Below are 24,669 nucleotides of genomic sequence, written 5' to 3' on the forward strand. Positions count from 1 at the left end.
TGTATAGCTTGTAGAGTAATGAAAGAAAAAAATACTTTTAATACTCACTTTACACAGCAAACCGAAAAACCGATTTCCCCTACGGCCGATGACTCTTACAGGGGCTGGTCTCTCAGGCGCCGGGGTAGCTCCTGGTCACTTTTCCCTACCGCGAGCGACACTGGCAGGGAGCACGAAAAGGAATTGAGCCAGCGCCGTAGCGAACTCGATAGATTTTCGTGCATCCGCTTCATCAGGTAGGGCGCCATCTTCATCATCATGACGCTGATCATTTGCATCCAGCCTCACCTCGTGGGCCCAAGCCGCCATCTCCGCAGTAATGAGATGTTCTGCAGAGGCTTTCTCAATGCGGGAGTAAAGCGAACCTTCCTTTAGGCCCTTTGTCTTTAGCATCGAATCCACTGCCGAGGCTGTGAGCATCACGGCGCCAGAGGGAGCAGCAATGCTTGCGATAGCCTGTTCCAGGTAGGACTTTGCCCGATCAGGTACTGAGTCATGGACCGCTTGTGGAGCTGGCCACATCTCACTAATGTCGTAAAGCTCGCCTGAGCCGCGATAGCCAGCAACAGCCATAGTGACTCCGCCGCAGGTTGAGCACTTATAGTAGCCCCAGCGGCGGCGCTGACGGTTTCGATCATCGTGTGTGTCGTGACTACCTATGCTGGAAAGCGTCGGTTTGGCGATGTTGCAATGGGGGCACCGAGGTAATGGCAAGGTTTGACCGTGCTGCATATTCTGAAGCCTCCCTTTCCAGTCGGTGCGCCAGTCCACTACGACGCTTATTACGTCGCTTATTACGTGCGGCAGAAAAAACAAAGGCCTGCATCGCTGCAAGCCTTTGATTTATATGGTGCCGGCACCAGGAGTCGAACCCGGGACCTACTGATTACAAGTCAGTTGCTCTACCAACTGAGCTATACCGGCGTGTTAGGGCGACGATTATAGCGATTGGGTTGGTTCTGTAAACCCCTGAATTCAGACTATTTTTGCGCAGGCGTCAGGTCAGGCGCGAAGCAGGGTTTTCTTGAGTTTCTGAAGGGCTTTCCAGGTGCGGCTGTGTTGCATCGCCCGCAGCTGTGCTTCGGCCTGTTCGGCGCGTTGCAGAGCGGCGGCGAGTTGGTGTTCGGCGTCGCTGACGGGGTGGCTGAAGTTGTGGCCTTTGCAGAACTGGAACTCGTCCAGGTTGCACGGCGGGATGTCGAAGGCGGGTTTGAGGTTCAGGTGTTCGTTGGCCAGGTAGTAGGTGTTGATGCCGTCGAACAGGATGGATTGATAGCCGGCGTCGGTGACGAGGGTTTCCCAGGTCTGGTCGCGGTCCCATGGGGTTTCGATGAGGATGACCCACGGCCGCCATTGGCTGAAGTCCATGCCGCGCAGGACGGTTTCTTCGTGGCCTTCGACGTCGATTTTCAGAAAGTGGATCTCGCGGCCTTGGGCGTGTTCTTCGCAGATGGAGGTCAGGGTGCGGGATTGGACGGTTTGGCTGCGCACGTCCATGCCGGCGTCTTTGTGCATTTGCGCCATGGCCGGGTCAAGGGTGGAGAGGCCGGTGCCGGCGATGCCGTAGAAGGTCAGGTCGTTGGCGCTTTCACCTGCCACGCATTGCAGGTTGGTGTCTTTGGCGCGTTCCTGACACAGGGCTTCGTAATAATTGGGCATCGGTTCAACGTTGATGCCAGTCCAGCCACGGTCATAGAAAGCTTTGGTCACGGAGTCGTGGGTGGGGTGGTTGGCACCGACGTCGATATAGAAGCCGTTTTCGACGGTTTTGAGGGCGCGCCACAGGCGTATGTCTTCGAAATTCTGTGCGTAAGAAATGAACGTCACTGTGGCTTCCTGTCTGTCAGAGATTTCTTGTTCGTGGGCGCACTTTGGCGCTCTTGCCTGCCTGTATAACAAGGGTGATCGCGGCACGCAATTTTCCGCCGAGCGCGACCGGGTTTCGGCGGTTATGTCCTTTTCGTCGGACGCTTATGCACAACGGCCGCACTCAGGAGTGGCGCTCATGACTTTTTTGTGGACCCATTCTCATTTGTGCGCAAATGCCTGTTTTTCTCGGTTTTTTATCATGTGTACGAAAATTGAACAGTAGCGTTTCACCGCTGAAACAGGCGGTTATATTGGATCCATGATAGTTCCATCAACAGAGTTATCCACAGGCTGTGGCTTTTTACGGACGTTCTGCCAGGAGCAGGAAATTGCGCGGCGTGAGCGGGGTTTTGCAGAAGGTGCCGAGGCGAACGGTGTAGCCCTGATCGGCCAGGAAAAGTGCCCGATCGAGCACCAGCCAAAGCTCCAGCGGGCGTCGGAAAAGGCCACGCAGCAATTCCAGATTGCGCACTTCGGCAAGTCGCTGCCAGCCAGCGGCTTCGAGTGCTGACCAATCTTGCGGGCCGGTTGTGGATAACTCTTTCAACGCGGCCAAATGATGGCAGTAGTCGGCGAAGGATTTATCCAGCCAGGCACTCGGTAGGGAGGGAGTTGGCAGGTACTCGTCAACGCCACGCAGTTGTCTTTGCAGCAGGTCGAAGCCGAGGCGCCGGGCCATGGAAGTGTCGCGCTGACGTCTGACGCGAGCCCCGGCGGTGACGGTTTCGCTCATCGGCAACGAGAGATCGTTGAGGGAGAGTTGTAGGTCGGATCGCAAACCGGCCGGGGAAAGCGGTTGGTACGCAGTAAGGCTGATTCGGTTATAGCAGCAGGGCGCGATGGCCAATTGTTTGCAGCCTGCGGCGCTGGCCAATTGAATGAGCCGCACGTGCAGATCACCACAAGCATGCAGCGCAACGGGCGTGTGATCGGCATTCAACATCGCAATGGTATCCGCCGCGAGCACATCCTGTTCGACATGCAGCGCATGCAGGTGATGGCGTTGACTGAGCGTCTGGCCGCTGGAAACCAGCGCAGGGTCGTATTCCAGGCAGGTCAGTTGTTGGCCGTGTTGCAGCAACCGTCGACCCAAATGGCCCTTGCCTGAACACCAATCCAGCCAATGCCTGGGCGGCGTGGTAAACGACAAACGACTGGCGAACGCTTCAATCTGCTGCCACTTACGGCCCGGCACATCGACATTCAATCGATGCCCGGCCGCTTCCAGTGCATGCGCCGGCAACTCGCCCACCGAACTCAACTCAAGGGACAGCGCCGCCAACGCAGCAAACGGCTGCGGTGCATCCAGCAAACCGGGTTGGTTATGGCTGCTTTCCGCATCCTCCAGCGATCGGCCGCGTAGCCACGTTGCCAGTTCCGGGTAGGACGCTTCCCAAGGAAGCTGCAGATGAGTAAACGGACGAGGTTTCCACAACGCCTGATGCTTTATCAGAAAAGCATCCAGCGCCGTGAAACGGGCGAGCAGGGCCTCGCCCGTCAGCACAGGAGAATCAGCGCCCTTGGCAGGCATCGACGCGCAGCCAGCGCTCCAGCAGCTTGAAGCCACGCACCAGCACGTAAGCCATCAGCAGGTAGAACATGCCCGCGGCGAAGAAGATCTCCACCGGCAGGTAAGTCCGGGCAATGATGGTGCGGGCCATGCCGGTCAGTTCCAGCAGGGTCACGGTGCTGGCCAGCGCGCTGGCCTTAAGCATCAGGATCACTTCGTTGCTGTAGGCCGGCAGGCCGATGCGCGCGGCACGGGGCAGGATGATGTAGAACAGTGCTTTCGGTCGGGACATGCCCAGCGCCCGCGCGGCCTCGATCTCGCCCGGCGGGATCGCCTGAATTGCACCACGCAGGATTTCGGCGATGTAGGCCGCCGTGTGCAGGGTCATGGTCGCCGTGGCACACCAGAACGGATCGCGCAGGTACGGCCACATCGGGCTGTTACGGACCGCATCGAATTGCGCCAGGCCGTAATAGACCAGGAACAGCTGAACCAGCAGCGGCGTGCCCCGGAAAAAGAAGATGTAGGCGTAGGGAAATGCCCGCACGTACCAGAGCCGCGATGAGCGCGCGATGCCCAGCGGAATGGCCAGCAGCAAACCCGCAATGACGGCGATGGCCACCAGTTCCAGGGTCAGTGTGGCGCCCTGGGCCAGTTTCGGCAGCCACTTGATGATGACTTCCCAGTTCATTGGGTGCTCCTCGCGAAGCCGCGAGCGGCGCGTTTTTCCATGAAGTACATGCCCGTCATGGCCAGAATGGTCAGGCCCAGGTACATGAACGCGGCCACCATATAGAAGGTGAACGGCTGTTTGGACACGGTCACGCCGATTTGCGCATGACGCATGATTTCTTCCAGGCCGATCACCGACACCAGCGCCGTGTCCTTCATCAGGATCATGAACAGGTTGCCCAGGCCGGGCAGGGCGATGCGCCACATCTGCGGCATGATCAACCGGGTGAAGATGCGAAACTTCGACAGGCCCAAGGCGACGCCGGCCTCACGGTGACCTTTGGGAATCGCCAGGATCGCACCCCGGAACACTTCCGTGGCGTAGGCGCCGAAGCACAGCCCCAGCGCAATCACGCCAGCGGCGAAGGCATTGAGTTCGAGGTCGGGATTGCCGAAAAACTCGCCCAGGGCACGCATCAGGTTGACCGTGCCGAAGTAGATCAGCAGCACCCACAGTAATTCCGGGATGCCGCGAACCAGTGTCGAATAAGTGCCGCCAAGCCATTGCAACGGCTTGTACGGGGAAGTCTTGGCCAAGGCGCCGAGCAGACCGAGCACCAGCCCCAGGCACAGGGCCGAGAGTGCCAGTTTCACAGTCATCAGCGCGCCAGCGGCGAGTGCCGGGCCGAATCCGTAGAGATCGATAGTCATGGATTTCTTTTCAATGTGCAGCAGGCAATGCCAAGGGCTGGCGCCGTCAAAGAACGGCGCCGGCCAGGCAAGTCAGAATCAATAGATGCTGAACGGGAAGTACTTGTCGTTGATCTTCTTGTAAGTGCCGTCTTCGACGATTTCTTTCAGGGCAAGGTTCAGCTTCGCGCGCAGGGTGTCGCCTTTACGTACAGCGATACCAATCTTGTCGCTTTCTTCCACCGGGTCGCCCTTGAATTCATACGAACGACCGGCGTCGCTTTTCAGCCATTCGTAGTTGACGTATTTGTCGGCCAGGATGCCGTCCAGGCGACCGGAGGTCAGGTCCAGATAAGCGTTTTCCTGGGTGTCGTAGAGTTTGACTTCGACGCCTTCCATGTTGTCTTCCATCCAGGTGCCGGCGAGGGTCGCACGTTGTGCGCCGATCACTTTGCCTTGCAGGGAAGCCTTGTCGGTTTTGAACTCTTTGTCTTTCGGCGCGATGAACTGCAGTTTGTTCGAGTAGTACGGCTCGGTGAAGTCGACCGCTTGCTTGCGCTCGTCGGTGATCGACATCGAGGAGATCAGGAAGTCGAACTTCTTGGCGTTCAGGGCCGGGATGATGCCGTCCCAGTCGGACGTGACCACGGTGCAATCGACTTTCATCTTGGCGCACAGGGCGTCGCCGATTTCCTTGTCGAAGCCGACGACATTGCCACTGGCATCTTTATTGTTGAACGGCGGGTAGGCCGCTTCGATGCCCATCTTCAGGGTTTCAGCCATGGCACCGGCGCTGAACGCCAGGGTGACGGCGGCAGCCAGGAAGACTTTTTTGAAGTTCTGCATGCGGGTAGCTCCGTTAGCGGTTGCTGGACATGAATTGTTTGCAGCGTGCCGAAAGCGGGTTTTCGAACACCTGCTGTGGCGATCCTTGCTCTTCTACCAAGCCCTGGTGGAGGAACACCACCTCGCTGGACACCTGACGGGCAAAGCCCATTTCGTGGGTGACCAGCAGCATGGTGCGGCCTTCTTCGGCCAGTGCGCGGATGACATTAAGTACTTCCTGGACCATTTCCGGGTCAAGGGCGGAAGTCGGTTCGTCGAACAGGATCACCTTGGGCTGCATGGCCAGCGTGCGGGCGATGGCCGCGCGTTGTTGCTGGCCGCCGGACAGTTGCGCAGGATAGGCGTGACGCTTGTCAGCGATGCCGACCTTGGCCAGCAGGGCTTCGGCGACTTCGATGGCTTCGGCCTTGCTCTGGCCGAGCACCCGGCGCGGGGCTTCGATGATGTTGTCGAGCACGCTCATGTGCGGCCACAGATTAAAGTTTTGAAACACAAAACCAATCTCGCTGCGCAGACGGTTGATCTGCTTGCCGTCGGCAGCCACCAGTTCGCCGTTCTTGGCGGCTTTGAGCTTGAGTTCTTCACCGGCCACCAGGATCTGGCCCTGGTGCGGGTTTTCCAGCAGGTTGATGCAACGCAGGAATGTGGACTTGCCGGAACCGGAAGAACCCAGGATCGAGATCACGTCACCGTCGCGGGCGGTCAGCGAGATGCCTTTGAGCACCTCGAGCTGTCCGTAGCGTTTGTGCAAGTTGCGAATTTCAAGCGCGGGCGTGGCCTCAGCCATGTGCGTTCCTCATAGTGTTTCGCTCCTGCTGTTGGTTGGCCTTCCTGGCGAGGCGGCCAAGCTAGCATAGCGTTCGAATGGCAGCCAACAGCGCTACGGGCGGTAAACGGGTGGCATGTGGCAGGTTGTCGCATCGGTACAGCAGACTGTCGCGCTGCTATCAACCGAACAGCCGTTTGAACCAGCTGCCCCGCGGGTGTCGCGTAAAAAAGGGCGCGATGTTGCCAGCTTTGACGGGGTGTTGGAAGCGCTAACCGGCCAAACGTTCCTGATCTGCACTTTTATTGTGCGTCGACTCATTTTTGGGTGTGTTTCTGGTGCGTTGTTTCGTTCTCAAAGTGGGTCGCAGGGTAACGCTCTGGCGAATTGCCATTAATCTCAATGACTTGCGATGACTGTCCGGTCACGCCGCAGGCCCCGTGCTTCGGGAGTTTGAAACATTTTGGCGCAATTATTGCGTGCAGAATATGGAACGCCCTGTTGGTTTCTTTTTACGAGAAGGAACGCCGGACGGGATGGATGCAAATCGCTTTCCCTTACAAAGGTAGTTTCAATGAGCAGTAACCCAAGCTCCAATGGCCTCGAACAGGGGCTCAAACCGCGTCATGTGACCATGCTGTCGATCGCCGGGGTTATCGGCGCCGGCCTGTTCGTCGGCTCCGGCCACGCCATTGCTGCCGCAGGCCCGGCCGTGCTGTTGGCGTACGCCGCCGCCGGTGCTCTGGTGGTGCTGGTCATGCGCATGCTCGGCGAGATGGCTGTCGCCTCGCCAGACACGGGCTCTTTTTCGACCTACGCCGATCGCGCGATCGGTCACTGGGCCGGTTTCACCATCGGCTGGTTGTACTGGTGGTTCTGGGTATTGGTGATCCCGTTGGAGGCCAATGCCGCCGCGACCATCCTGCATGCCTGGTTTCCCAACGTGGCGATCTGGGCCTTCACTTTGGTCATCACTTTGCTGCTGACAGTGACCAACCTGTTCAGCGTGAAGAACTACGGTGAATTCGAATTCTGGTTCGCCCTGGTCAAAGTCATCGCGATCATCGGTTTCATCGCACTTGGCATCATGGCGATCTTCGGCTACCTGCCGAACAGCCAGGTCAGCGGCGTTTCGCATTTGTTCGACACCCAGGGCTTCCTGCCAAACGGCATGGGCGCGGTGTTGGGCGCTATTCTGACCACCATGTTTTCCTTCATGGGTACCGAGATCGTGACCATCGCGGCCGCGGAATCGAAGAACCCGGGCCAGCAAATCTCAAAGGCCACCAACTCGGTGATCTGGCGGATTGGTTTGTTCTACCTCGTGTCGATCTTCATCGTCGTGGCCCTGGTGCCATGGAATGATCCGGTACTGGCCGCTGTGGGTTCCTACCAGACCGTGCTTGAGCGTATGGGCATCCCGAATGCCAAGCTGATCGTCGACATCGTGGTGCTGGTCGCTGTGACCAGCTGCCTGAATTCGGCGCTCTATACCGCTTCACGCATGATGTTCTCCCTGGGCAAGCGCGGTGATGCGCCGGCCGTTTCCCAACGCACCAACAAGAGCGGCACGCCGTACTGGGCCGTCATGTTGTCGACTGGCGCAGCGTTCCTTGCCGTGTTCGCCAACTACGTAGCCCCGGCTGCGGTGTTCGAATTCCTGCTGGCCAGTTCCGGCGCCATCGCGCTGCTGGTGTACCTGGTGATCGCGATTTCGCAGCTGCGTATGCGCAAACAACGTATGGCTCGCGGCGAAAAAATCGCCTTCAGCATGTGGCTGTTCCCGGTCCTGACCTATGCGGTGATCATCTTCATCGTCGCGGCCCTGACCATCATGCTGTTCCAGGAAGCCCACCGCGTCGAGATCCTCGCGACAGGTCTGCTGAGCTTGTTGGTCGTGGCTGCGGGCTTGTTCGTAGCGCGCCGTCGTCGCAACGAGCAGTTGATCGCAGCGGTTGCGCGCTGAGTGTTCTGACACTGTAGAAACACAGAAACGACCGCCATCAGAAATGATCGCGGTCGTTTTTGTTTTCATTCAGACGAGTGATCGGGCGTTTACCTGATGGACACAGTGATGGCTAGATAGTAGCCTTCTCGCCGAATGTGTATCTCGCTGTTGCGGGGTGCGATGGAGTTTCAGGACACGGATTGTTCGACGCCCCCAGCCTTCCTGGCTAAAGCCCCGACCCTTTCTTGCCTGCTCCCTCATCTGACGCGAGTCACAGATGCATTTGCGTGTGCTTGCCGTTTAAAGCGCTGCATGGAGAGCCCGGCCATCCAGCCAACCCATTGGGGCATCAAGGAGACAGGCATGGCGTTTACATCGGTTGTGTTCAAAAACCCTAACACCGGAGCCATGAAAGAAGCGCCAATCGGCTTCTCGTGGACCGTGTTTTTCTTTGGCTTTTTCCCGGCTTTGTTCCGTGGTGATTTCAAGTGGGCGGCGATCATGTTCGTCGTGGCCTGCTTCACGTTCAGCCTCAGCAACCTGGTGTTCATGTTCATCTACAACAAGCTGTACGTTAAGGACCTGATCGATGCCGGCTACAAGGCTCAGTCCATCGCCAAAGGCGAACTGGGTTATGCCAGCGCCAAGCTGGGTTTTGATATTCCGCGTCTGGAAGGTGTTGCTGCCTGATTGTTGTTTGAAGGTTTAAAAAAAACGGCCGCTGTCAGTGATGACAAGCGGCCGTTTTTTTTCGTTAGCTTTATTCGATTCAATCGGGATGAACCCAATCCTCTACACGTAATCCTGGCACCCGTTCGAACTCACGCAGATTGTTGGTGACGACAATTAACCCTCGTGAGCGCGCATGTCCGGCAATCATTTGGTCATAGGGACCAATGGGCGTTCCGGCCTTCGCTAGCTCGGACCGTATCATTCCGGTATGCGCGGCTGCTTCATTGTCGAAAGGGAAAACTTCAAGGCGGGCTGTGAAGCCTTCAATTACCGCGAGGTTCTTTTCGGGGGTCGCTGATTTTTCGGCACCGTAGATCAACTCCATCAGCGTAATCGCGCTGATGCATAACTGTCCGTCATGCAAGTTGAAAGCTTCTCTGACTATTTGCGGTTTGTTCTTGATGGTGAAGATACAGATATTGGTATCGAGCATGAACTTGATCATCAGAACGACTCACGCTCCTGATCGGCGGGTTGTTGGCGATCAGTCATAAAATCTGTGCTGACGTTATCTCCATCGAACCAGCTATCCCATGTCTCGTCTGCAGGCGTAATGATGCGAGCCCGACCGATGGCAAATACGTTGACCCGTTTGACGTCACTTGGCATCGCCACAGCTTTCGGCAGACGGACAGCCTGGCTTCGATTGCTCATGAAAAGGGTAGTCTGTTCCATTGTGGCCTCCTGCGTTTTTACTGGTGTCTGAGTCCAGAGAATAGATCTCTATTGGGATATGTCAATGGGATATACCTATCCGATGACGAGAGGTCGATGAGCTTTGGAAATGGATATAAAAAAACAGCCGCTGTCAGTGATGACGAGCGGCCGTTTTTGCTTTCAAGGGCGAGTATTTATTCGCTCTTTTCTTCCTGCGCATCCAGCGACTGACGATAGCTGTCCAGCGCATCGCCAAAATCAGTGATGAACTGCGGATCGGTCAGCCACGCCTGTGCGGCATCGCGGTCCATGCCATCGGTCCACATGCGGTAGTCGATCAGCATGTCGGCGGCCAGGTGAGTGGCGGCCATGGCTTCGTTGTCGGCGTTTTCCATGTCCAGCAGTTCGGGGTGGTCGCTGATGATCCCGGCGAGGTCCGACAGCAGGGCCAGCAGCATGTCATTGCGGCTGATGGCTTCGGCGTCGCGCATTTTGCTGAACATCGCCAGGGTGTATTCCGGGATCGGCTCGCCGATTTCGCCCAGGTCATCGTCCAGTGCGGCGGGTTTGCGGCCGTGGATGTTGATTTGTTTGGCTTTGATCTTGGCCCGTTTGGCGCGTTTTTGCTGTTTGTTCAGGGATGCCATTAAATTCAGTTCGCTTTCTGTTGGGTTTGGGCCGCAATGACGTCGGACGCCGCGACATAGTCAGCCTGGAAGGCTGGCGATTCGATCCACGCCAGGGCGCCGGCTTCATCGACTTCGGTGGACCATTGGCGATATTCGATCAGCGCTGCGAGGATGAAATCCATCGCGCCTTCTTCGCCTTCCTGCTCGTACACCAGTTCCAGCAGCGGGTCTTCGAGGAAGGCCATGCACATCGCTTGCTGGCTGATTTTTTCCGCGTCGATCATTTTCTTGAACAGTTCAGTCAGGTCCACCGATTCGAAGTCGATGCGATCGTCATTCGGGTCCAGTTCCACCGGCGCGGCGGCCCGTTGGGTGCGGTTCTGCTTGGCCTTGGCTTTGGCGCGTGTGGCGCGTTTTTGCTGCTTGTTGGCGGAGGCCATGGGGGTCGTTCCGTATTTCGTTGAGTGGGCAAGTCCATCAGCTGCGTGGCACGCGCCGCCCGGGTGTGTCGGGGGCCAGTTCGCCGGTCTGCAGCCAGGACAATGCAATGGGCCATAGTGTGGCTTGGTATGCGCTGCGAAAAAAGGCGAAATGTCCGACTTCTTCTTCGCCGATGTCTTCGGGGGCGATTCGCAGGTGGGTATTTGTGCTGTGGGTGAAGTAGCCGAGCAGGCGCTCGATGGCGGCAATCGTACCGTATGGGTCGTCGCTGATGCTGATGGCCAGGGTTTTTGCGGTGACTGATGCAAAGGGAAGTCGGCCGGTTTTAGCGTGCATGAGGCGACCACTGGGCCGCGTTTCGTAGCGCGCAGTGGGGGTGCTCCAGTCGCGAACCACCGCAGCGGGCGTGTCCTCCAGCCAGCCGAGGCGTTTGCCGGGGAAGTAGCCGTAAAGCCGGGTCATCAACGGCATCACCACATGCCACTTGCCGAACATCCGCCAGCGATGGGCGGGCGCATAGTCGCGCCAGTAAGCGAATTGCGCGCCGACTGTCACCAAGTGCCGAATCAAATGCCCGGACGCTCCCAGACCCGCTGCACAGCCTCCAAAGCTGTGGCCGACGACATCGATGGGCTGGCCTGGGAATTCGCGCTGCGCGCGCTTGAGCATCGCCTCGAAATCCAGCGCGCCCCAATCGGACCATGACGCCTGCAACCCATTCAGCGACGTTGGGCGCGACTCGCCGATGCCGCGGTAGTCATAAGTGATGACATCGAAATCGTTGGCGAACAAGTAGTCGGCGAAGCGCGAATAATGCCGGCAACGAACCGAGGTGGCCGCGTTGATGATGACGACTGGGCGCGCGCGGTCCTGAGAGGCGTGCCGCCAAGTGAAGCCGCCGAGGATGAAGGCGTCTGCGGCGGGCTCCTTGAACGGTTCGCCAGCAGTATCGTTGGTCAGCGACAATTCGATCTGAGTCGGTGCCAGTGAAGGCATGTCCTGCAAATTCATCGGCTTTGGACCTTTGCGGGTAGTTGCCAACGATAGTCCTCACACCGCGTGTGAACAATCCGCCCGTGTTTATCAGGGGATCAGATCAAGCAGTCGCTCCTCGATTGCCGCCCGTTCTCGATCCAGCTCAGCACGTAGTTCATCTTCGCTGGGCAGCACTAGTTTGTATTTGCTGGCGAACAGTTGGTCATTGCCCTGTAACACTGAGTAGCGCACCACTGACTCGTTTTTTTGAGCGCAAAGAATGATGCCGACGGTTGGACCATCTGCTTCCTTGCGCTTAAGGTCGTCGTACATGCGTACATACATGTCCATCTGTCCAACATCCTGATGAGTTAATTCGCCTCGCTTGAGATCGAAGATGACGAAGCACTTGAGCAGGTAGTTGTAGAACACCAGATCTATATAGAAAGTCCTGCCTTCGGTGTTTATGCGTTGTTGGCGAGCGATGAAAGCGAAACCCTTACCCAGCTCGAGCAGGAAACCCTGAAGCTGCTCGATGAGTGCTTGTTCAAGTTCGGTTTCCAGAACAATTCCTGTATTGGGCAGGCCGAGAAATTCCAGCATCATGGGATCCCGAATAAATTCCCTAGGACTGTCGTTTATCGCATGGATGTTCGTAGCGGCTTCCTCCATCACCGTTGACTTGTCCCGGCTCAGTAGCAGGCGCTCGTAGTAGAGGGTAGAGATCTGTCGTTCCAGAGCTCGGCTTGACCAGTTTTGGTTGGCAGATTCGTCCATGTACCACTTGCGCGCCTTATCACTGTCGACTCGCAGCAGCCTGCGGTAGTGGGTCCAGCTCAATTCGAGACGCAGTGCGTCTCGAATTGGAAACGCCTGATAAAACAGGCGCATTTTTCGCAAATTGGTTTCGTCAAAGCCTTTCCCGAACTCCGCTGTCAGTACCTTCGCCAGCGTAGACAGCAGCTGTTTGCCATAACCCGCCCGTCGAGCCCCCTCCTGCTCAAACTCGACAATATGCCTTCCAATCTGCCAGCAGGTTTGCACCTGAACGGTATCGACCGCTCGCAGCACTTTCTGGCGCGCCTGACGTATCAATTCGCCAAGGTTGCCCACCAGAGAAGCGAGTTGTGGGTCTTGGGTGTTTTCGGTTTTGACCATGCTCATGAAGTCTTCCGCAGCTGGAGGAACAGGCGAAAGAGGATGGCAAAAGAGTGCAGGGCGGCGATGCAGGGCGCGGCCGGGATATCCGCAGGAAATGCCGGATTCGTTTTGCAGGAGCGATCTGACTGAAATGCGTGCTTGAGGAATACAACGTGTAGTCCATTTCGCAGTGAGCCCAAGTACCAATCAATCTAAAACTTGAGCATCCAGCGAGAAATCCAAAAGGAGTAACAATTGGGTTCTGCGGAACCCGGGAGCCACCATCATGAAGTCCATCCATTCCCTCATGTTTTCCATCGCCACCATCGGTGTGCTGATGTTTCCCGCCATGTCAGGGGCCGCGAGCCTGGAGCCCATCGACAGCACAGGCGTGCAGATTCAGCGCCAGGAACAGAACGGGATTACCTATCTGTCCGGCGGTATTGGCGAGGATGAAGCGAAGGCCATTCAGCAAGCGACCGGCTACAACCTGCACATGACCTTTTCCATTGGGCCGGAGGGCAAATATGTACCGGATGTTGAATTGGTTATCCAGAGTGCTCAAGGTCAATCAGTGCTGACACTCAGTCAGGCAGGGCCTCTGGTTTACGTCCAGTTACCGGCCGGCAAGTACACCGTGGTCGCCACCCGTAATGGTGAGGAAAAGCGTGACACGACAGATGTCGGCAGCGCTGGGGTGCGTAATCTGGTGTTCAACTGGAAGGGTGATGAGTGACGGTGGCAGTCCTTCGAGACTGCCCCTCGCCAGTTGATCAGGCTTGCGTCGTCTGGCCACGCAGGATCAGTTGTTTACGCTGCTCTTCAGGCAAGTCGTTGATGCAGTAGTTCACGTAAAAAATGTTCAGGAAGAAGGTATAGAACCCGTTCATGCGCAGGTCGATTTTGTGCTCGTTGAGGGCGTATTCCGACAGTGCGTTTTTTGCCTTGAAGGCCCATACGATGTACAGCGCGTTCAATGCGATCAGCAAAATGCCGGAAAGCGAGTCGAACAACACGTCACCCAGGTTCGACAGCGCGCCGCTCCAGCCAAGGCAGACGGCGACCCAGATGACGTAGGTGTCGTCGACCACTTTGATTTTCGTGGTTTCGTTGATCTTCTGGTTGCTCTTGTACAACCACAACAGCAAGTAGATCCCGGCGGTCGCAATCGACAGCAGGACCATGTTCAAGGTTTTGGTGTTGATCTTGTCTTTCAGTTCATTGATGTCAGACATAACTGTTCCATGTTCAGGACTTTCGAGAAGGGAGCGTGCCTGGAAGGCTGGCTTCGTGTCGTCGAACAGGGGAGGGCAGTGTTTTGCGGGGAGGGGTGAAATGCACGCACTCCTTGCGCTGTCTCTATCCTGTATCGGCTGATTCGGATGCGGGGCATCGGGATCAATGTCGGCTTTATTCCATGCACGGGGAAAATAATAGCATGGTGCCATCATCGAGGCGGCGTACTAAAGCGTGATTGTTTTCCGGCAGCTGTGCTGCGGTGGATTGTCGTTATCAAATCCCAGGCATAAAAAAACCCTGAATCTTGCGATTCAGGGTTTTCGGTATTTGGTGCCAGAGACGGAATCGAACAGTTGACTGTAGAGCGCGAGTTTAAAGGGCTTTGGCAGTTGTTGTGCGTGAATCTACTCACAAATCTACTCTCTTTCTGAAATGCTGCTCCAAATTGAGGACGCCAGCGGTGGCCGAAGTGGGGCTGATTTACTCTGCCAAACCCCGACGAACGGTAAACCCATATTGCCGCCATCACCGAAGGCGCAATGGTGCGGTCACAACCACGCCCTGGATCAATCCCCACACGCTGAGGCGTTCTTGTCAAGGGGAGTGGTTATTCAAGGGATTCTTCTATGGCTGCTCAGTTAGCGATATCTGAAAACTCGTACTCATCATCGACAGTTGAAACTTGCCAGCGGTACCCGCGGATGCGCAGTGTTTCATTTAACCAGTTGAGATCGACAATTGTCCGGTCGTACCAGACCGCCTCTAGATCGCATGGTGTGATCGATTTTTCGATGAAATATCTTTCCTTTAGTCCCATGACTAGTAGCTTGCGTGCCATGTATTGCGGAGTATCTGGAGCATCTCCACCACGTCCAGGCTCATTTTGAGGATGCCCATAGGGTGGTTTTATGTGCGCGCGAGTAGTGAAACCAAAAAGATGAGCCCCGCAGGATCGACCACCACGTCCACCTCTGCCATCAATTTGACTTGATTCGCCACCTTGCCCGCCTGCCATGAATACATCGTCCTGCTCGATTAGGATATCGCCACCGGGCTGACCTGGCCCCACGCCTCCGCGTCCACCTTTGCCGCCCACTCCCGTGCTCCTGTCACCCTTTACGCGAGCCTTACCTCCCGGGCCGCCATCTCCAATGACCGCTTCGCCGCCGTGCCCTCCGAGGGCGGTGCTATCATCACCTTCGACTTCGGCTTGGCCGCCGGCTCCACCGGTTCCTTGCGTTATTTTTTTCATAGATTCGGATCTACATTCTGAGGGAGATATGACTGATAAATTGCAAATCGTACAAGGACTGTCGCTGGCTCAATGGGAGGCATTATTCCGTCCGGGGATACAAGAATTTGCAGCCTCGACATTCATGTTTTCAGGAGAAGCGCCTGAGCAAGTTCGAATTGCTTTTGGAAATAGCGGGCCTTACACCAATGAAAGTGAGCGCTCTCCGGTTTTCACTCACGCTGTGACTCTTTCGCCGAGCGTTGCGGCGGAACTCGCTCGAGTGCTTCTAGAGCATTTTGCCAAACCTACGGATGATCCGAGCAAGCCGATTGCAGTGATCTAGCCAGCTCCACCATGGCCGCCCTTTGCAACTGATCTTGTCCCTTGGACGGTTGCATTTCCCCCATCGCCGCCAGTACCTCCATTCGCAGCGCCTCCGTCCCCACCTAATGCATCGTTGCTGTCACCAATGCTTGTCGCGGTGCCGCCTTGGCCACCGCGCCCTCGTACAGCTTTGGTTTTGATCGCCCGGTATGCAAGCACACCTGAAACAACAAAGAGCATTGCCGCCAATATCAACGCGACAGTGGGTGAGATCCAAGTAATCAAAGCCGGTAGGCCAAACGCGGCAAGGGGCGTTGCGGCAAGCAGTAATAGCGGAACATAAAATTCTGCATATGGACGGTTTGTCATCAGTTTCCCTAACGTGGATGTCTGCGAGTTAGTCGCGCAACGTAACTGCTGACTGGACTATGAGCGGTTTAGCATTTTTTTGGTTGCAAGAAGATTGTAGCCGCGCATCCGGAATAGCTACTCGAGGAGGCGCACCAACGTCCTGACCTCCCATTTCGGTAGGGCAGGTGATGGAAAACTACCGAGATCCCGGCAGTTCCAGCAGGCCGCCTATAAGCGCATTCCCTAATGACTCGCCGAGGCTCCGTACCCTGAGAGGGGGAGCGCCGGGCGAGCGTCTAGATGAACCAGTTAAGACTCTAGGTGCCGGCAAAAATCATCAGCAGCCGAGCAACGCTGACGAACGGAGGCGAGCTGATTAGCTATGAGCTTTCCGTAGGGCTCGTAAATTGTATAAGGACTTTTCCTTATCCTTGAACGGCCTCTTTTTTGAGCAGACGCAAACCCTAAGGCTATCAATCTGTCTTCGACGTTGGAAATCTCTTCATAGTCGAAATTAGGGGGTAGATCATTAAAAACAGCATTGCTCGGGGGGATCGTTGCTAGCAGCCAGGTTTCTATCGCGTAAGATGTCAACGCCAGATATAGTTGAGCTGAGGCCGCCGGTTCTTTAAGCCAGAACAAAACATTGCTGTTGCAATGAGTTTTTCTACAGGTGCCAGGTGCATACGGAGCAATATCACTTAGATGGTGAGCAATGTCGGTATCAAGCTGGATAATTATTCCTTCTGCATTGTTAAATGCAAGAAGAGCTCGCCAGTTCTGACGCAGTAAATACTGCTGTGCCATTTGAGGAAGATGTGCGACATCTGCCGCGTTTTTTTGGCTAAATTTAGTACACCAAGACTTTATTGCACTCCATCCATGAGCCGGATACGTTCCACTTGTCGCATCCCTCTGGGGTGAAAGCTCAATGATATCGATTTGTCTGCCTAGGCTAGTTGAAATTTTATTTGCAACTTCCTTAATCACCACGTGATCCGTGGGGCCCTCCGAGACCAGCAAATACTTTTTGTTCAATTTAGAACCCCGTTGGCAGCCCGCCTATGGCACCTGATAGCCAGATTTCTGAAAGTTTCATGCCGAAAAACTGGCTTTCCCATTGTTCTTTTGTCATGTCGGAGGGGGGCATAATTCTCCGACTCTTCGTATGCCCATCTTTGTCACGCTCAACCACGAACAACCGATGTGATGGATCAAAAAGATCTAGAGCGTCTAAAGTGCTAGGGTTGTGCGTGGTGAGAAACACTTGCTTGTTCGGATTTTTCTTAAGAATTCGGACCACCTGAGCCATTAGGTCGCGTACAAGCCCCGGGTTCAAAGCGGTATCGATATTGTCCAAAGAAAAAATATTAGGCGACTTCTTGTGTGTTAAAAGAACCAGCATGAAAATAACGTACAGTGCCCCTTCGCTAACATCGTAAGCATAAAGCTTATTGAAGTTAGTTTTCATGAACTTATCCTGGTAGCGAATTTTTCGACCAGAGATGTTTATCTGCCCAGAAATAAGTTCGGGGTCAGTCTCATCCGTGGTTGTAAAGCTTTGCACCCAATTCAATAATCTAAAAAAACTAAGTAGTTCAGGGTCTCTGTCTTTTGCTCGAAGCATTTCCGTAAGCGCTTCTGCTAATCGACCGCCATATAATCCAAGAGGATCTTTTGCACTCGAATCTGTTTCAACCCCTCTCAGTATCGGCGTGGTCGGTGCAAAGATAGCGTAATCCATCAGTGAAGTAAGTGGGGCAAGAATGTCTTCTTCGTCGAGATTAGAATTTATGGTTTTGAAAGCGTCTAAGTAAGGAAAGATGCTTTTTGTATTGTCGAGTTTTGATTGAAGCGGAGAGTTGTAAATTCGCGCGCCTTTATTGGAGCGTCCCGCTATTGCTTTTCCATTGAGTTTTACCGATTCGGCCAGATATCGGAACCCATCTGCGGCATTAACGTCCATAGAATAAGATATGTCGCCGAAGTCAGCCATAAGCTGTAAGGCGCTGGTTCTATTTTTATTGCGAAAGGCACTTCTAAAAATAGCTGATGATGAGAGTCTGGCGCCGCGCTTCTGTAATTTCTCATAGTCAATGCCTCCCTCTAGGGACGATGAAAGCATAGCTATTGCTTCTAAGAGATTGCTCTTGCCTGCTCCGTTCGTGCCAATAAATACGTTCATCTGACCAAGATCCAAAGTATCTTGCCAGATAGATTTAAAGCCTTTTATGACTAATTTATTAATAATTGACATTAGGCTTCAAATCTAAAATAGGTTGGTGATTGGATGACAAGTATTATTCCCCCTGCCGAAAGGGGGAGTGCGCGAGGTGCCGGCATTGCTTAGACCTCCTAGTCTGTCGATAGCTATTAGTCCTCTCATTTCGCGCGATGTTGCACGGCTTTTCGCTCGGAGTCGAGGCCGTTAACGTAAAAAATTTCAGGCGTATTTCGCGGGCCTCTAGTTCAGTCGACCCGAAAAATTGCGATATCCGATTCGCCGGCATACAGCGCAAGGGCGGCAGCTTTGAACGTCCCATCGGGGTTGTGACTGTCTCAAAGCGCGAAATACCATTGCCCTGGTGATGTGGGGCACATGTGGCATGCCGACAGACGAAGGGGACCTGAAAAATTCGTACCACTCCCATTTGCTCAAATGAGCGCCATGATTGCAAATGAACCGCGCCTACTCCGGCCAGTTGTCAGGTCGAAGAAGGCCCCGGTAAATACTTGACGAGCATCGAGCGCTAGCCCGCTGCCTTTCACGCTGGAGGCGGCGCGTGCGTGAGCTGCGTCTGTCGATGAAAATCCATCAAGGGCCTGTCTAGTATTGCTTGGAGCGCTAAGGATTTACTGACCCGGTGTTTCACCACCCCATCCCGCAGGCCTGGGCCTGACGATTGATCGAGCAGTTACCTTGTCAGCCACCTCTGGAATTTTTGACGAGGCTGGCGCTGGCCAAGCTGCGCGAATCTCCGCAAAGCGTTGCCCTGCTTGACTTTCAGCGTGCCAGCCGATGGCGGCGTTGGGGAAATCCGTCAAACCCTGTCAAAAATTTCGTCAAGACTTGGTCAAGGGTTTTCCCATGTGCGGCCGAGTGCGACCAACCACCATGATCACTGTCGTAAGGCTCGCCCGTTTTCTGGACGCGACAGATATCTGGTCTGCTGTCCGATCTGACGCCGCCCGCGCTGGCTGTGGCATCCAGGTGGAGTCGTCCAGCCTGCCAACGCGTCAACCGTCCAGTGCCTGTCCAGAATCCTGGGCTCCTCACGCCTTGCCCTGACCGCCGGCGACGGTCAGTTCAGCGATGCCCTGGCGAATGAACACCAGGTTCTCTTCGAGCGTTTCGAGCGTGCCGCGCACATTGCTGGCGATGTCTGCCGATCCGCGCTGCTCAACCCAGTTGGAAAGTTCTTCAACCGCGGCGCCCAAGGCGAGCTGGTTCTGATTCAGACGATCGAAAAGGCTGGCGATCAATTTTGTGTCCGTCATCGTGGCTCTCCGTGTTTCGAGGAAGCGTAGCACCCGCATCTCGGCTCTCGGGATCACTTCGATGGGGATGCCCAGAATCCGTCTGGGGTCTGTCTGGGGTATGAGGCGATCAAGCCTGCTTGTTTGACGGCCCCCCGCATGGATAAAGCCTCAGACGCTGACCAGGCGCGGGTTTTGTCTCATGCCTGTCTCACATTCCGTCAAAGCGTGGTCAAAGTAGGTGGCGGCGCCAACGTGTTGGTTTCATCACTCAAGACCGGCACGGCCAAACAGCTATTGATGACCATTCAAATTCGATGTGATATCAACGTGCCAATTTGTTCGGGTGAGTACGCCCGATCCCGATAATGTGTGATGAGGGACCTGATTTTGTATTCCAAGGACCGGACCTGGCTTGTGGGAATAATCGTCTTTCTGGGGTCGATGATCTTGTTGTCGATTCTTGTTGGCGGAGCCGTTTGTAGTGACGGTTGGGCTTCTGCGTCGATAGGTCGACGAGGCGCATGTTCCTCGCATGGCGGGGTTGATCGAACATTTGGTGTTATAAAATTCTTGCTTAGCATTGGTGCGACTGTCTGGGCAGTGGTCGCATACAGCGCAGGGCGGGAAAAGTGGCTAGCCAAGCTTCGAGCAAATAGCGAAATTCCAACCACCACCACCACCACCACCACCACCACCGCCACCGAAAGACCTAACATCAATTTGAAGGTTATTCCGTCGCCAGCGAATAGCCCGGTATCGCGCCCAAAGGCAGCTCATCCAAAGAGTTCGCCCAAAGTTAAATGCCCAATTTGTGGCGGAAGTATGTCGGTACGAACCGCCAGGGTAGGCAAAAATGCCGGCGGGAAGTTTTGGGGCTGTAAGCGTTTCCCGCGATGCAAAGGGACCAAAACTCATTACCCCGATTTTTGCCAGTGACAATAGCCCGCTGATTGCCGCGCTGATGTCAGTTCTGCATCAAAAGCTCTCCTCAGCAATCCTTTTAGAAGCTTAGGTTGCCAGTGGAAACCACTGCAATACCGTGGAAACCACAGTGGAAACCAGCGGCTGGCAACCGCTTGCGTTGGTAACTTTCCGTGGTAACCAGCGTGGTAACCACTGGCCGGGTCGCACCAACCTCGCGTAACAGGGTGCGAACCTCAGTGCGAACTTGGTGCTGGTACGCATCGGCGAGTGCGTACTGATGGTGTGTACTTGGCTGCGTACCATCGGCACACAGTTCGCTCCCACAGGAATTTCGCGCACTCTACGTGCTTGAAGGATGCGTGAATCCCTGCCGGGCGATGGCTTCGCGCATTGACCAGGTGCGCGACGAACGTGCGTGAAAGGCTGCGCGAAACACGCCGGCCGGAACTGGGCGTCAGACTTCCATGGGGTGTTTCGGCAAAGGGGGTTTAATACGTCAGTGACCTGGGGTGAGCGGTCACCTGTTCTGGTCATCGCGAATGGTCACCATCTAGGGCATCCACATTGAATCAGCCCCAAACCGTGGATACCTAGATGGATACCAATTGGGACAATTTCCCCCTTGGTATAGGCCGTTAAGGGAACGTCAATGACAAGTGATCGATGCTTGATAGCTCAGCTTGATAGATATCAAACGTATCTCCTTCCTTCAACGTAATGGCCGTTTTAATTGGATAGGCTCCTACAAAAAAGGCAAGCACCTCTTCCTTCTGATCGAACGCTTTCTTCAGTTCTGTGATTTCAGCCATGAATGCTTTTTTTCGGCGTGACTGATCTATTTTGGCCAATGGAACATTTACCCATATACGGTGGTAAGAGTCAGCGACCTCTACTCGTTTATTAAAGCGAATACCGATACCAATTCCTGGGTAAAACTCTAACCTGTCAATAATACCGTAATAAATAAGGCCGGCTTCATCTCCAAAGTATTCCACTTTTTTGAAAAAACGTTGGAATGGTTTTGTTTTTGCGCCGATCGTAAATAGCCCCTTCTTACTTTCGTCGTCGCCAGATAAAAAGCAGTCGACCACCAGGTCTAGATAGCGTGTCTTACTGCTCGTTTTGCGCCGGGCCCCTCCACTGCTCCCAGCTGTTCCGCCCCCTGTTGAACCTGCATCGTCGTCACTATCGACGATTGACCCCCCTCCATTTGATTTTCGCTTTGGTGGGGTCAAATTAAATTCGCTCGGAAATGCACTGACCTTATAGTCATCTTCGTTTAGCGATGGCTTGCGAGGTTTTCCGTCTGTGTCAACAAGTTCTAAAAAATTGCAGCCGTTTTTATGTTCGTCCTTGGTGCGAAAGTGGAGAGCTCGCTTAGATTTGCGCGTCATGTAAATGCCGACTGGTGTTAGAGCGCTTCGGCAATTTTTATCTTCACAAAGAAAAGTGAGTACCTCGTCGTAGTGATCACCATCTTCATCGGTGTAGAGTTCTCTAGCTTGGTAAGGCGAGAGGTTTTTTTCAAGCTGTTCGCAATAGGCGCGACCAAATTTCATAACCACGTTTTCGATATCCTTTTCATAGCCAGATTAGCGTTTATGCATAGTCGTATCAGTTGCTGGCGCATTAAGTCGAATGCACCGGATGAATCCGTAACGGAGATCTCTTTGATGAATGATAACCAGGTGAAGTGGTTACCGGGTGGTCATCCTATCGGTTGCGTCATCTATTGGCCCGGATTGACCGATGTCAGCTTGATCCCCGCAACATCCAGGCGCTCAGTCACAGACCCCGTTTCAAAGCACCAGCCGTCAGGCATTGTCGTCTTATAGCCAAGCTCGTAATCGAGGAATCTTGCTTCCTCTTTGGTGATATGGGCAATTTTTAGCGTTCGCTGAAGCATGTGGGCGACCGCTCCGACGTCTTTGCCATTCCAGAACATCTTGAAAGCTTGGTCACGGATAAGCGAGCAGGGGACAAGGTGTTCTGTGTGTCCAGCCCCTTTCACAGATTCCCCGTATAGGATGAGGCTTGAGTGGATGAGGGTATCGAAAATCCTGGAGTGCACACGTGCCGCACGGGGCAACAAATCCTTCTGCTCTTCCCAGTGATGCTCCAGCACCCAAGCTGCTCGCTCGAATGCGCGTCGTTTCAGGTCTTCGGGCGTATAGCTGGGCATGAAGTGCTTCCTTAGCGGAGGGCGTTTTGAATTGCCGCAAAAATAACCGCTCTTGCTCGCCGCGTGTGAAGGAGGACACGCTACAACAACGCGGCCGGGGCGACCACCACAGCATACGGCGACACGTTTTAGTGATCGTAAATCGGGGAGCTCGCCCTGTAATAATACCAACGGTGGCTGGATGAGTAGCCTCTCAGTCAGACCGACCAACGTCTACTGTAAGAATAAGCCAAGTCATACAAGAGAAGACCTATGCATAGTTTTGATGAGCTTGCTGACCGTTGCGCAGCCTTTACCCTTGAGGCGTTGCGGAGCGCACCACCCAGTGTATCCGCGCTGGATCTAACCAAACCGTGGATACCAGCTGGATACCGGCTTCGATCGGGCTGTGCGACATCTACGACGCGTCGAGTTGTTACGCGCCTTTGAAGCCAGGCAAGCCCTGCGCTGCCCGCCACTCCTTCACCGTCTGAGTCACGCCTTCGGCGGAATTATCCTCGCCCGGTTCTGGGTAAAAAATGAGATCGGTGCCGTCGGGGTGACCTGCAAGCTTCCTGAATTGGGCCAGTAGCTCGCCAAGTTCTTCGTCTGATCCTCCTTTGTTGGTCGCGCGTATCTTTTGAATGAAAGCGATGAAATCTGCTTCGGTGTAATCAGAAATGTTTGCCATGGCGCGCCTACTTCTTCCTATGCTGATTGATGTGGTTCTTGGGGGTGTTGACCCTTAAATTATCTACATCGTAGACCGCGCCGCCATCGGCAATCTGCTCTACGTGGTGTATCTCAAATACACCCCGGGTTCCTACGGCCTCTCTCTCACGAACGGCCGGGGCATTGCCTGACATCAAACGGTCTTGAGCGTCTTCATTGAATTGGCTGAAAAGCTCTGGGTCATTCTTCACAGCCGTCCAGAATGCAGTTCTGAATGTGTTGAAGCTTGAAAACTCACGTCCCCGTAGTACATCTGCTATCCGCGTTGGAATTGGTGCGCCCAAGCCCGTATTCGCTCCCGCAAGCCAGATGCCGGCTACATCTTCTCCCACGCCTGTGACGGTCCCCGAGCTAAGTCGGGCGCTGAGCATGATGTAGATCGGTTGTATGTCTGTGCTTGGAAACCAGATTATGGCGTCCTGATACTCAGGGGGATGCTCTGGGTTCACCAATGCTTTGTTAGATTGTTCGGTCGGTGGGTACACCCATACAGAAGGGCGTTGCGGAGCTCCCTCCAGCGCAGGGATACCCAGCACATCGTCAGGATTCGCCGCTGGCGTCCATGTGAGGCCAATGCCGTTGCCGATGTCTGCAACAAACTTTTCGCCGTCCTTGGCCGCCTCTATGACTCGAACGTTTTCCCACTCCTTTTTTCCGCCTGTGTAGAACCCATAAGCGTTAACGGAGCCGTCCGGCAACGTCTTCACATTGATCCGGACACGTGTGCGGCCTGTATCAAGTGACGCGTATTGCTCATTCTTGTAGAAGGCGCTGTCCGGGGAAATATTTGTGTTCGGTATCAACAGCGCGACGGTCCCCATTGCAGCGCCGGCAGCAACAGTTGCTGATCCTTCCAGCAGGGTGAGGGCGAGTGACCCGCCAAGACGTTTGGCAATGGCGCTGCTAGTAGCAGAGCCTCCCACCAGTTGCAGCGGGGTGCCTTGAGCTGTAGTTGCTGCCGCAGTGCCCAGGACTGCCCAGAGCCCGTAATCAGCAAGTTTATCAACGGGCACAAACCCCGCAGGGTTCCTGTAGTCGATTACGCCGTCGGGGAGATTGCAGTTTTTGGCGAACACACAGCCCATGGAGTCGGGCTTCGCATCTCGCTTTTGGGGGAGGTCTTTGTATTCCGCCCAGCGTTGAGCGCCGATATCTACAGGTTCAACACCGGTGTTGCGATAACCCTTTGGAGGGTTGGGCACGTAGCCACTCATTCCTTGATACCTGAACGTCGTTCATCCTTGAAAATCCCCGCGCAGCGGCAGGGGGCAACGGGCATGTGCGATCCTTCACAGCTCAATTGAACCCGGCTCAGCGGCAGAGTTTGACTAAAGTTTGTCTAGATAAAG

Annotated in this window: 27 protein-coding genes and 1 tRNA gene; 5 read left to right on the plus strand and 23 right to left on the minus strand. The window is 54.8% G+C overall.

The features are described from left to right. Nucleotides 1-135: 135 nt before the first annotated feature. From RHP74_RS01815 to RHP74_RS01850, 8 genes are all read right to left on the minus strand, one after another. Nucleotides 136-573, minus strand: a complete 438-nt coding sequence (locus RHP74_RS01815; protein ID WP_311097473.1) for a DUF4145 domain-containing protein — start codon at nucleotides 571-573, stop codon at nucleotides 136-138. Nucleotides 574-848: 275 nt separating this feature from the next. Then, a tRNA-Thr gene (locus RHP74_RS01820) sits at nucleotides 849-924 on the minus strand. A gap of 78 nt (nucleotides 925-1,002) precedes the next feature. Beyond that, a complete protein-coding gene (locus RHP74_RS01825) occupies nucleotides 1,003-1,827 on the minus strand; it encodes an FkbM family methyltransferase (RefSeq protein ID WP_311097475.1) in 825 nt (274 codons plus the stop codon). Between the two features lie 343 nt (nucleotides 1,828-2,170). Continuing rightward, nucleotides 2,171-3,400 carry a methyltransferase gene (locus RHP74_RS01830; protein ID WP_311097477.1) on the minus strand — a complete coding sequence of 410 codons (1,230 nt, stop codon included), beginning with the start codon at nucleotides 3,398-3,400 and terminating at the stop codon, nucleotides 2,171-2,173. Beyond that, nucleotides 3,381-4,070, minus strand: coding sequence for an ABC transporter permease (locus RHP74_RS01835; RefSeq protein WP_221108040.1), 690 nt, complete (start codon nucleotides 4,068-4,070; stop codon nucleotides 3,381-3,383). The genes RHP74_RS01830 and RHP74_RS01835 overlap by 20 nt, the downstream gene beginning before the upstream one ends. Further along, nucleotides 4,067-4,762: an ABC transporter permease gene (locus tag RHP74_RS01840; RefSeq protein WP_010464638.1), complete on the minus strand. Its 696-nt coding sequence runs from the start codon at nucleotides 4,760-4,762 to the stop codon at nucleotides 4,067-4,069. Before RHP74_RS01840 ends, RHP74_RS01835 begins: the two co-directional genes overlap by 4 nt. A 78-nt stretch (nucleotides 4,763-4,840) precedes the next feature. Beyond that, nucleotides 4,841-5,587, minus strand: a complete 747-nt coding sequence (locus RHP74_RS01845; RefSeq protein ID WP_311097480.1) for an ABC transporter substrate-binding protein — start codon at nucleotides 5,585-5,587, stop codon at nucleotides 4,841-4,843. Nucleotides 5,588-5,600: 13 nt separating this feature from the next. Then, a complete protein-coding gene (locus RHP74_RS01850) occupies nucleotides 5,601-6,374 on the minus strand; it encodes an ABC transporter ATP-binding protein (RefSeq protein ID WP_007897462.1) in 774 nt (257 codons plus the stop codon). Between the two features lie 553 nt (nucleotides 6,375-6,927). Here RHP74_RS01850 and gabP point away from each other — a divergent pair. Both gabP and RHP74_RS01860 read left to right on the plus strand, forming a co-directional pair. Further along, nucleotides 6,928-8,319, plus strand: a complete 1,392-nt coding sequence (gabP, locus tag RHP74_RS01855; RefSeq protein WP_311097489.1) for a GABA permease — start codon at nucleotides 6,928-6,930, stop codon at nucleotides 8,317-8,319. 345 nt (nucleotides 8,320-8,664) lie between these two features. Further along, a complete protein-coding gene (locus tag RHP74_RS01860) occupies nucleotides 8,665-8,991 on the plus strand; it encodes a hypothetical protein (protein WP_010464627.1) in 327 nt (108 codons plus the stop codon). A gap of 79 nt (nucleotides 8,992-9,070) precedes the next feature. Here RHP74_RS01860 and vapC read toward each other — a convergent pair whose 3' ends face one another. From vapC to RHP74_RS01890, 6 genes are all read right to left on the minus strand, one after another. Next, complete coding sequence (gene vapC, locus RHP74_RS01865) at nucleotides 9,071-9,478, minus strand: tRNA(fMet)-specific endonuclease VapC (RefSeq protein WP_010464625.1); 408 nt, start codon at nucleotides 9,476-9,478, stop codon at nucleotides 9,071-9,073. Continuing rightward, nucleotides 9,478-9,708 (minus strand): type II toxin-antitoxin system VapB family antitoxin, encoded by a 231-nt coding sequence (gene vapB / locus RHP74_RS01870; RefSeq protein WP_083375253.1) that lies wholly within the window; start codon nucleotides 9,706-9,708, stop codon nucleotides 9,478-9,480. Before vapB ends, vapC begins: the two co-directional genes overlap by 1 nt. A gap of 176 nt (nucleotides 9,709-9,884) precedes the next feature. Beyond that, entirely contained in the window at nucleotides 9,885-10,337 is a 453-nt protein-coding gene (locus RHP74_RS01875) for a hypothetical protein (RefSeq protein ID WP_154911946.1), read from the minus strand. Between the two features lie 5 nt (nucleotides 10,338-10,342). After that, nucleotides 10,343-10,759 carry a hypothetical protein gene (locus RHP74_RS01880; protein ID WP_010464618.1) on the minus strand — a complete coding sequence of 139 codons (417 nt, stop codon included), beginning with the start codon at nucleotides 10,757-10,759 and terminating at the stop codon, nucleotides 10,343-10,345. 37 nt (nucleotides 10,760-10,796) lie between these two features. Beyond that, nucleotides 10,797-11,771: an alpha/beta fold hydrolase gene (locus tag RHP74_RS01885; RefSeq protein ID WP_311097493.1), complete on the minus strand. Its 975-nt coding sequence runs from the start codon at nucleotides 11,769-11,771 to the stop codon at nucleotides 10,797-10,799. Between the two features lie 72 nt (nucleotides 11,772-11,843). After that, nucleotides 11,844-12,899, minus strand: coding sequence for a PDDEXK nuclease domain-containing protein (locus tag RHP74_RS01890; protein WP_311097495.1), 1,056 nt, complete (start codon nucleotides 12,897-12,899; stop codon nucleotides 11,844-11,846). A 262-nt stretch (nucleotides 12,900-13,161) separates the two neighbouring features. Here RHP74_RS01890 and RHP74_RS01895 point away from each other — a divergent pair, with 262 nt between their 5' ends. Further along, a complete protein-coding gene (locus tag RHP74_RS01895; RefSeq protein ID WP_010464612.1) occupies nucleotides 13,162-13,611 on the plus strand; it encodes a hypothetical protein in 450 nt (149 codons plus the stop codon). 37 nt (nucleotides 13,612-13,648) lie between these two features. Here the strand turns inward: RHP74_RS01895 and RHP74_RS01900 are convergent, their stop codons facing one another. Both RHP74_RS01900 and RHP74_RS01905 read right to left on the minus strand, forming a co-directional pair. Continuing rightward, the gene (locus RHP74_RS01900; RefSeq protein ID WP_077747585.1) at nucleotides 13,649-14,110 is read right to left on the minus strand and encodes a DUF4234 domain-containing protein; all 462 of its coding nucleotides are present in this window, start codon (nucleotides 14,108-14,110) and stop codon (nucleotides 13,649-13,651) included. Nucleotides 14,111-14,748: 638 nt separating this feature from the next. Then, the gene (locus RHP74_RS01905; protein ID WP_311097498.1) at nucleotides 14,749-15,210 is read right to left on the minus strand and encodes a hypothetical protein; all 462 of its coding nucleotides are present in this window, start codon (nucleotides 15,208-15,210) and stop codon (nucleotides 14,749-14,751) included. 184 nt (nucleotides 15,211-15,394) lie between these two features. Between RHP74_RS01905 and RHP74_RS01910 the strand changes: the two genes are divergently transcribed. Then, the gene (locus RHP74_RS01910) at nucleotides 15,395-15,691 is read left to right on the plus strand and encodes a hypothetical protein (protein ID WP_311097499.1); all 297 of its coding nucleotides are present in this window, start codon (nucleotides 15,395-15,397) and stop codon (nucleotides 15,689-15,691) included. A gap of 641 nt (nucleotides 15,692-16,332) precedes the next feature. Here RHP74_RS01910 and RHP74_RS01915 read toward each other — a convergent pair. The 3 genes from RHP74_RS01915 to RHP74_RS01925 all read right to left on the minus strand — a co-directional run bounded on the left by RHP74_RS01915 (nucleotide 16,333) and on the right by RHP74_RS01925 (nucleotide 19,521). Next, nucleotides 16,333-17,013: a hypothetical protein gene (locus RHP74_RS01915; RefSeq protein WP_311097501.1), complete on the minus strand. Its 681-nt coding sequence runs from the start codon at nucleotides 17,011-17,013 to the stop codon at nucleotides 16,333-16,335. Between the two features lie 49 nt (nucleotides 17,014-17,062). Next, nucleotides 17,063-18,280 (minus strand): AAA family ATPase, encoded by a 1,218-nt coding sequence (locus tag RHP74_RS01920; RefSeq protein WP_311097503.1) that lies wholly within the window; start codon nucleotides 18,278-18,280, stop codon nucleotides 17,063-17,065. Nucleotides 18,281-19,296: 1,016 nt separating this feature from the next. Continuing rightward, complete coding sequence (locus tag RHP74_RS01925; protein ID WP_311097505.1) at nucleotides 19,297-19,521, minus strand: hypothetical protein; 225 nt, start codon at nucleotides 19,519-19,521, stop codon at nucleotides 19,297-19,299. Nucleotides 19,522-20,325: 804 nt separating this feature from the next. Here RHP74_RS01925 and RHP74_RS01930 point away from each other — a divergent pair. Beyond that, entirely contained in the window at nucleotides 20,326-20,439 is a 114-nt protein-coding gene (locus tag RHP74_RS01930; protein WP_208491900.1) for a hypothetical protein, read from the plus strand. A 623-nt stretch (nucleotides 20,440-21,062) separates the two neighbouring features. On the opposite strand, the gene RHP74_RS01935 is transcribed toward RHP74_RS01930, so the two are convergent. The 4 genes from RHP74_RS01935 to RHP74_RS01950 all read right to left on the minus strand — a co-directional run bounded on the left by RHP74_RS01935 (nucleotide 21,063) and on the right by RHP74_RS01950 (nucleotide 24,534). Continuing rightward, on the minus strand, nucleotides 21,063-21,986 hold the full coding sequence (locus RHP74_RS01935; RefSeq protein WP_311100416.1) for a hypothetical protein: 924 nt from the start codon (nucleotides 21,984-21,986) through the stop codon (nucleotides 21,063-21,065). A gap of 170 nt (nucleotides 21,987-22,156) precedes the next feature. Further along, nucleotides 22,157-22,609 (minus strand): hypothetical protein, encoded by a 453-nt coding sequence (locus tag RHP74_RS01940; RefSeq protein ID WP_311097507.1) that lies wholly within the window; start codon nucleotides 22,607-22,609, stop codon nucleotides 22,157-22,159. A gap of 415 nt (nucleotides 22,610-23,024) precedes the next feature. Beyond that, nucleotides 23,025-23,279: a bacteriocin immunity protein gene (locus RHP74_RS01945; protein WP_311097508.1), complete on the minus strand. Its 255-nt coding sequence runs from the start codon at nucleotides 23,277-23,279 to the stop codon at nucleotides 23,025-23,027. Between the two features lie 7 nt (nucleotides 23,280-23,286). Further along, the gene (locus RHP74_RS01950; RefSeq protein WP_311097510.1) at nucleotides 23,287-24,534 is read right to left on the minus strand and encodes an S-type pyocin domain-containing protein; all 1,248 of its coding nucleotides are present in this window, start codon (nucleotides 24,532-24,534) and stop codon (nucleotides 23,287-23,289) included. Between the last annotated feature and the right edge of the window lie 135 nt (nucleotides 24,535-24,669).

Source organism: Pseudomonas sp. SG20052 (genome assembly GCF_031766055.1).
Taxonomy (GTDB): domain Bacteria; phylum Pseudomonadota; class Gammaproteobacteria; order Pseudomonadales; family Pseudomonadaceae; genus Aquipseudomonas; species Aquipseudomonas mandelii.

Coding starts and splice junctions, on each gene's coding strand:
- RHP74_RS01920 (WP_311097503.1), bottom strand. CDS start 18,280: ATGTCAATTATTAATAAATTAGTCATAAAAGGCTTTAAATCTATCTGG.
- vapC (WP_010464625.1), bottom strand. CDS start 9,478: ATGATCAAGTTCATGCTCGATACCAATATCTGTATCTTCACCATCAAG.
- RHP74_RS01925 (WP_311097505.1), bottom strand. CDS start 19,521: ATGACGGACACAAAATTGATCGCCAGCCTTTTCGATCGTCTGAATCAG.
- RHP74_RS01880 (WP_010464618.1), bottom strand. CDS start 10,759: ATGGCCTCCGCCAACAAGCAGCAAAAACGCGCCACACGCGCCAAAGCC.
- RHP74_RS01850 (WP_007897462.1), bottom strand. CDS start 6,374: ATGGCTGAGGCCACGCCCGCGCTTGAAATTCGCAACTTGCACAAACGC.
- RHP74_RS01910 (WP_311097499.1), top strand. CDS start 15,395: ATGACTGATAAATTGCAAATCGTACAAGGACTGTCGCTGGCTCAATGG.
- RHP74_RS01860 (WP_010464627.1), top strand. CDS start 8,665: ATGGCGTTTACATCGGTTGTGTTCAAAAACCCTAACACCGGAGCCATG.
- RHP74_RS01845 (WP_311097480.1), bottom strand. CDS start 5,587: ATGCAGAACTTCAAAAAAGTCTTCCTGGCTGCCGCCGTCACCCTGGCG.
- RHP74_RS01930 (WP_208491900.1), top strand. CDS start 20,326: ATGTCGGTACGAACCGCCAGGGTAGGCAAAAATGCCGGCGGGAAGTTT.
- RHP74_RS01940 (WP_311097507.1), bottom strand. CDS start 22,609: ATGCCCAGCTATACGCCCGAAGACCTGAAACGACGCGCATTCGAGCGA.
- gabP (WP_311097489.1), top strand. CDS start 6,928: ATGAGCAGTAACCCAAGCTCCAATGGCCTCGAACAGGGGCTCAAACCG.
- vapB (WP_083375253.1), bottom strand. CDS start 9,708: ATGGAACAGACTACCCTTTTCATGAGCAATCGAAGCCAGGCTGTCCGT.
- RHP74_RS01840 (WP_010464638.1), bottom strand. CDS start 4,762: ATGACTATCGATCTCTACGGATTCGGCCCGGCACTCGCCGCTGGCGCG.
- RHP74_RS01815 (WP_311097473.1), bottom strand. CDS start 573: ATGGCTGTTGCTGGCTATCGCGGCTCAGGCGAGCTTTACGACATTAGT.
- RHP74_RS01895 (WP_010464612.1), top strand. CDS start 13,162: ATGAAGTCCATCCATTCCCTCATGTTTTCCATCGCCACCATCGGTGTG.
- RHP74_RS01900 (WP_077747585.1), bottom strand. CDS start 14,110: ATGTCTGACATCAATGAACTGAAAGACAAGATCAACACCAAAACCTTG.
- RHP74_RS01935 (WP_311100416.1), bottom strand. CDS start 21,986: ATGAAATTTGGTCGCGCCTATTGCGAACAGCTTGAAAAAAACCTCTCG.
- RHP74_RS01875 (WP_154911946.1), bottom strand. CDS start 10,337: ATGGCATCCCTGAACAAACAGCAAAAACGCGCCAAACGGGCCAAGATC.
- RHP74_RS01950 (WP_311097510.1), bottom strand. CDS start 24,534: ATGAGTGGCTACGTGCCCAACCCTCCAAAGGGTTATCGCAACACCGGT.
- RHP74_RS01885 (WP_311097493.1), bottom strand. CDS start 11,771: ATGAATTTGCAGGACATGCCTTCACTGGCACCGACTCAGATCGAATTG.
- RHP74_RS01835 (WP_221108040.1), bottom strand. CDS start 4,070: ATGAACTGGGAAGTCATCATCAAGTGGCTGCCGAAACTGGCCCAGGGC.
- RHP74_RS01830 (WP_311097477.1), bottom strand. CDS start 3,400: ATGCCTGCCAAGGGCGCTGATTCTCCTGTGCTGACGGGCGAGGCCCTG.
- RHP74_RS01890 (WP_311097495.1), bottom strand. CDS start 12,899: ATGAGCATGGTCAAAACCGAAAACACCCAAGACCCACAACTCGCTTCT.
- RHP74_RS01945 (WP_311097508.1), bottom strand. CDS start 23,279: ATGGCAAACATTTCTGATTACACCGAAGCAGATTTCATCGCTTTCATT.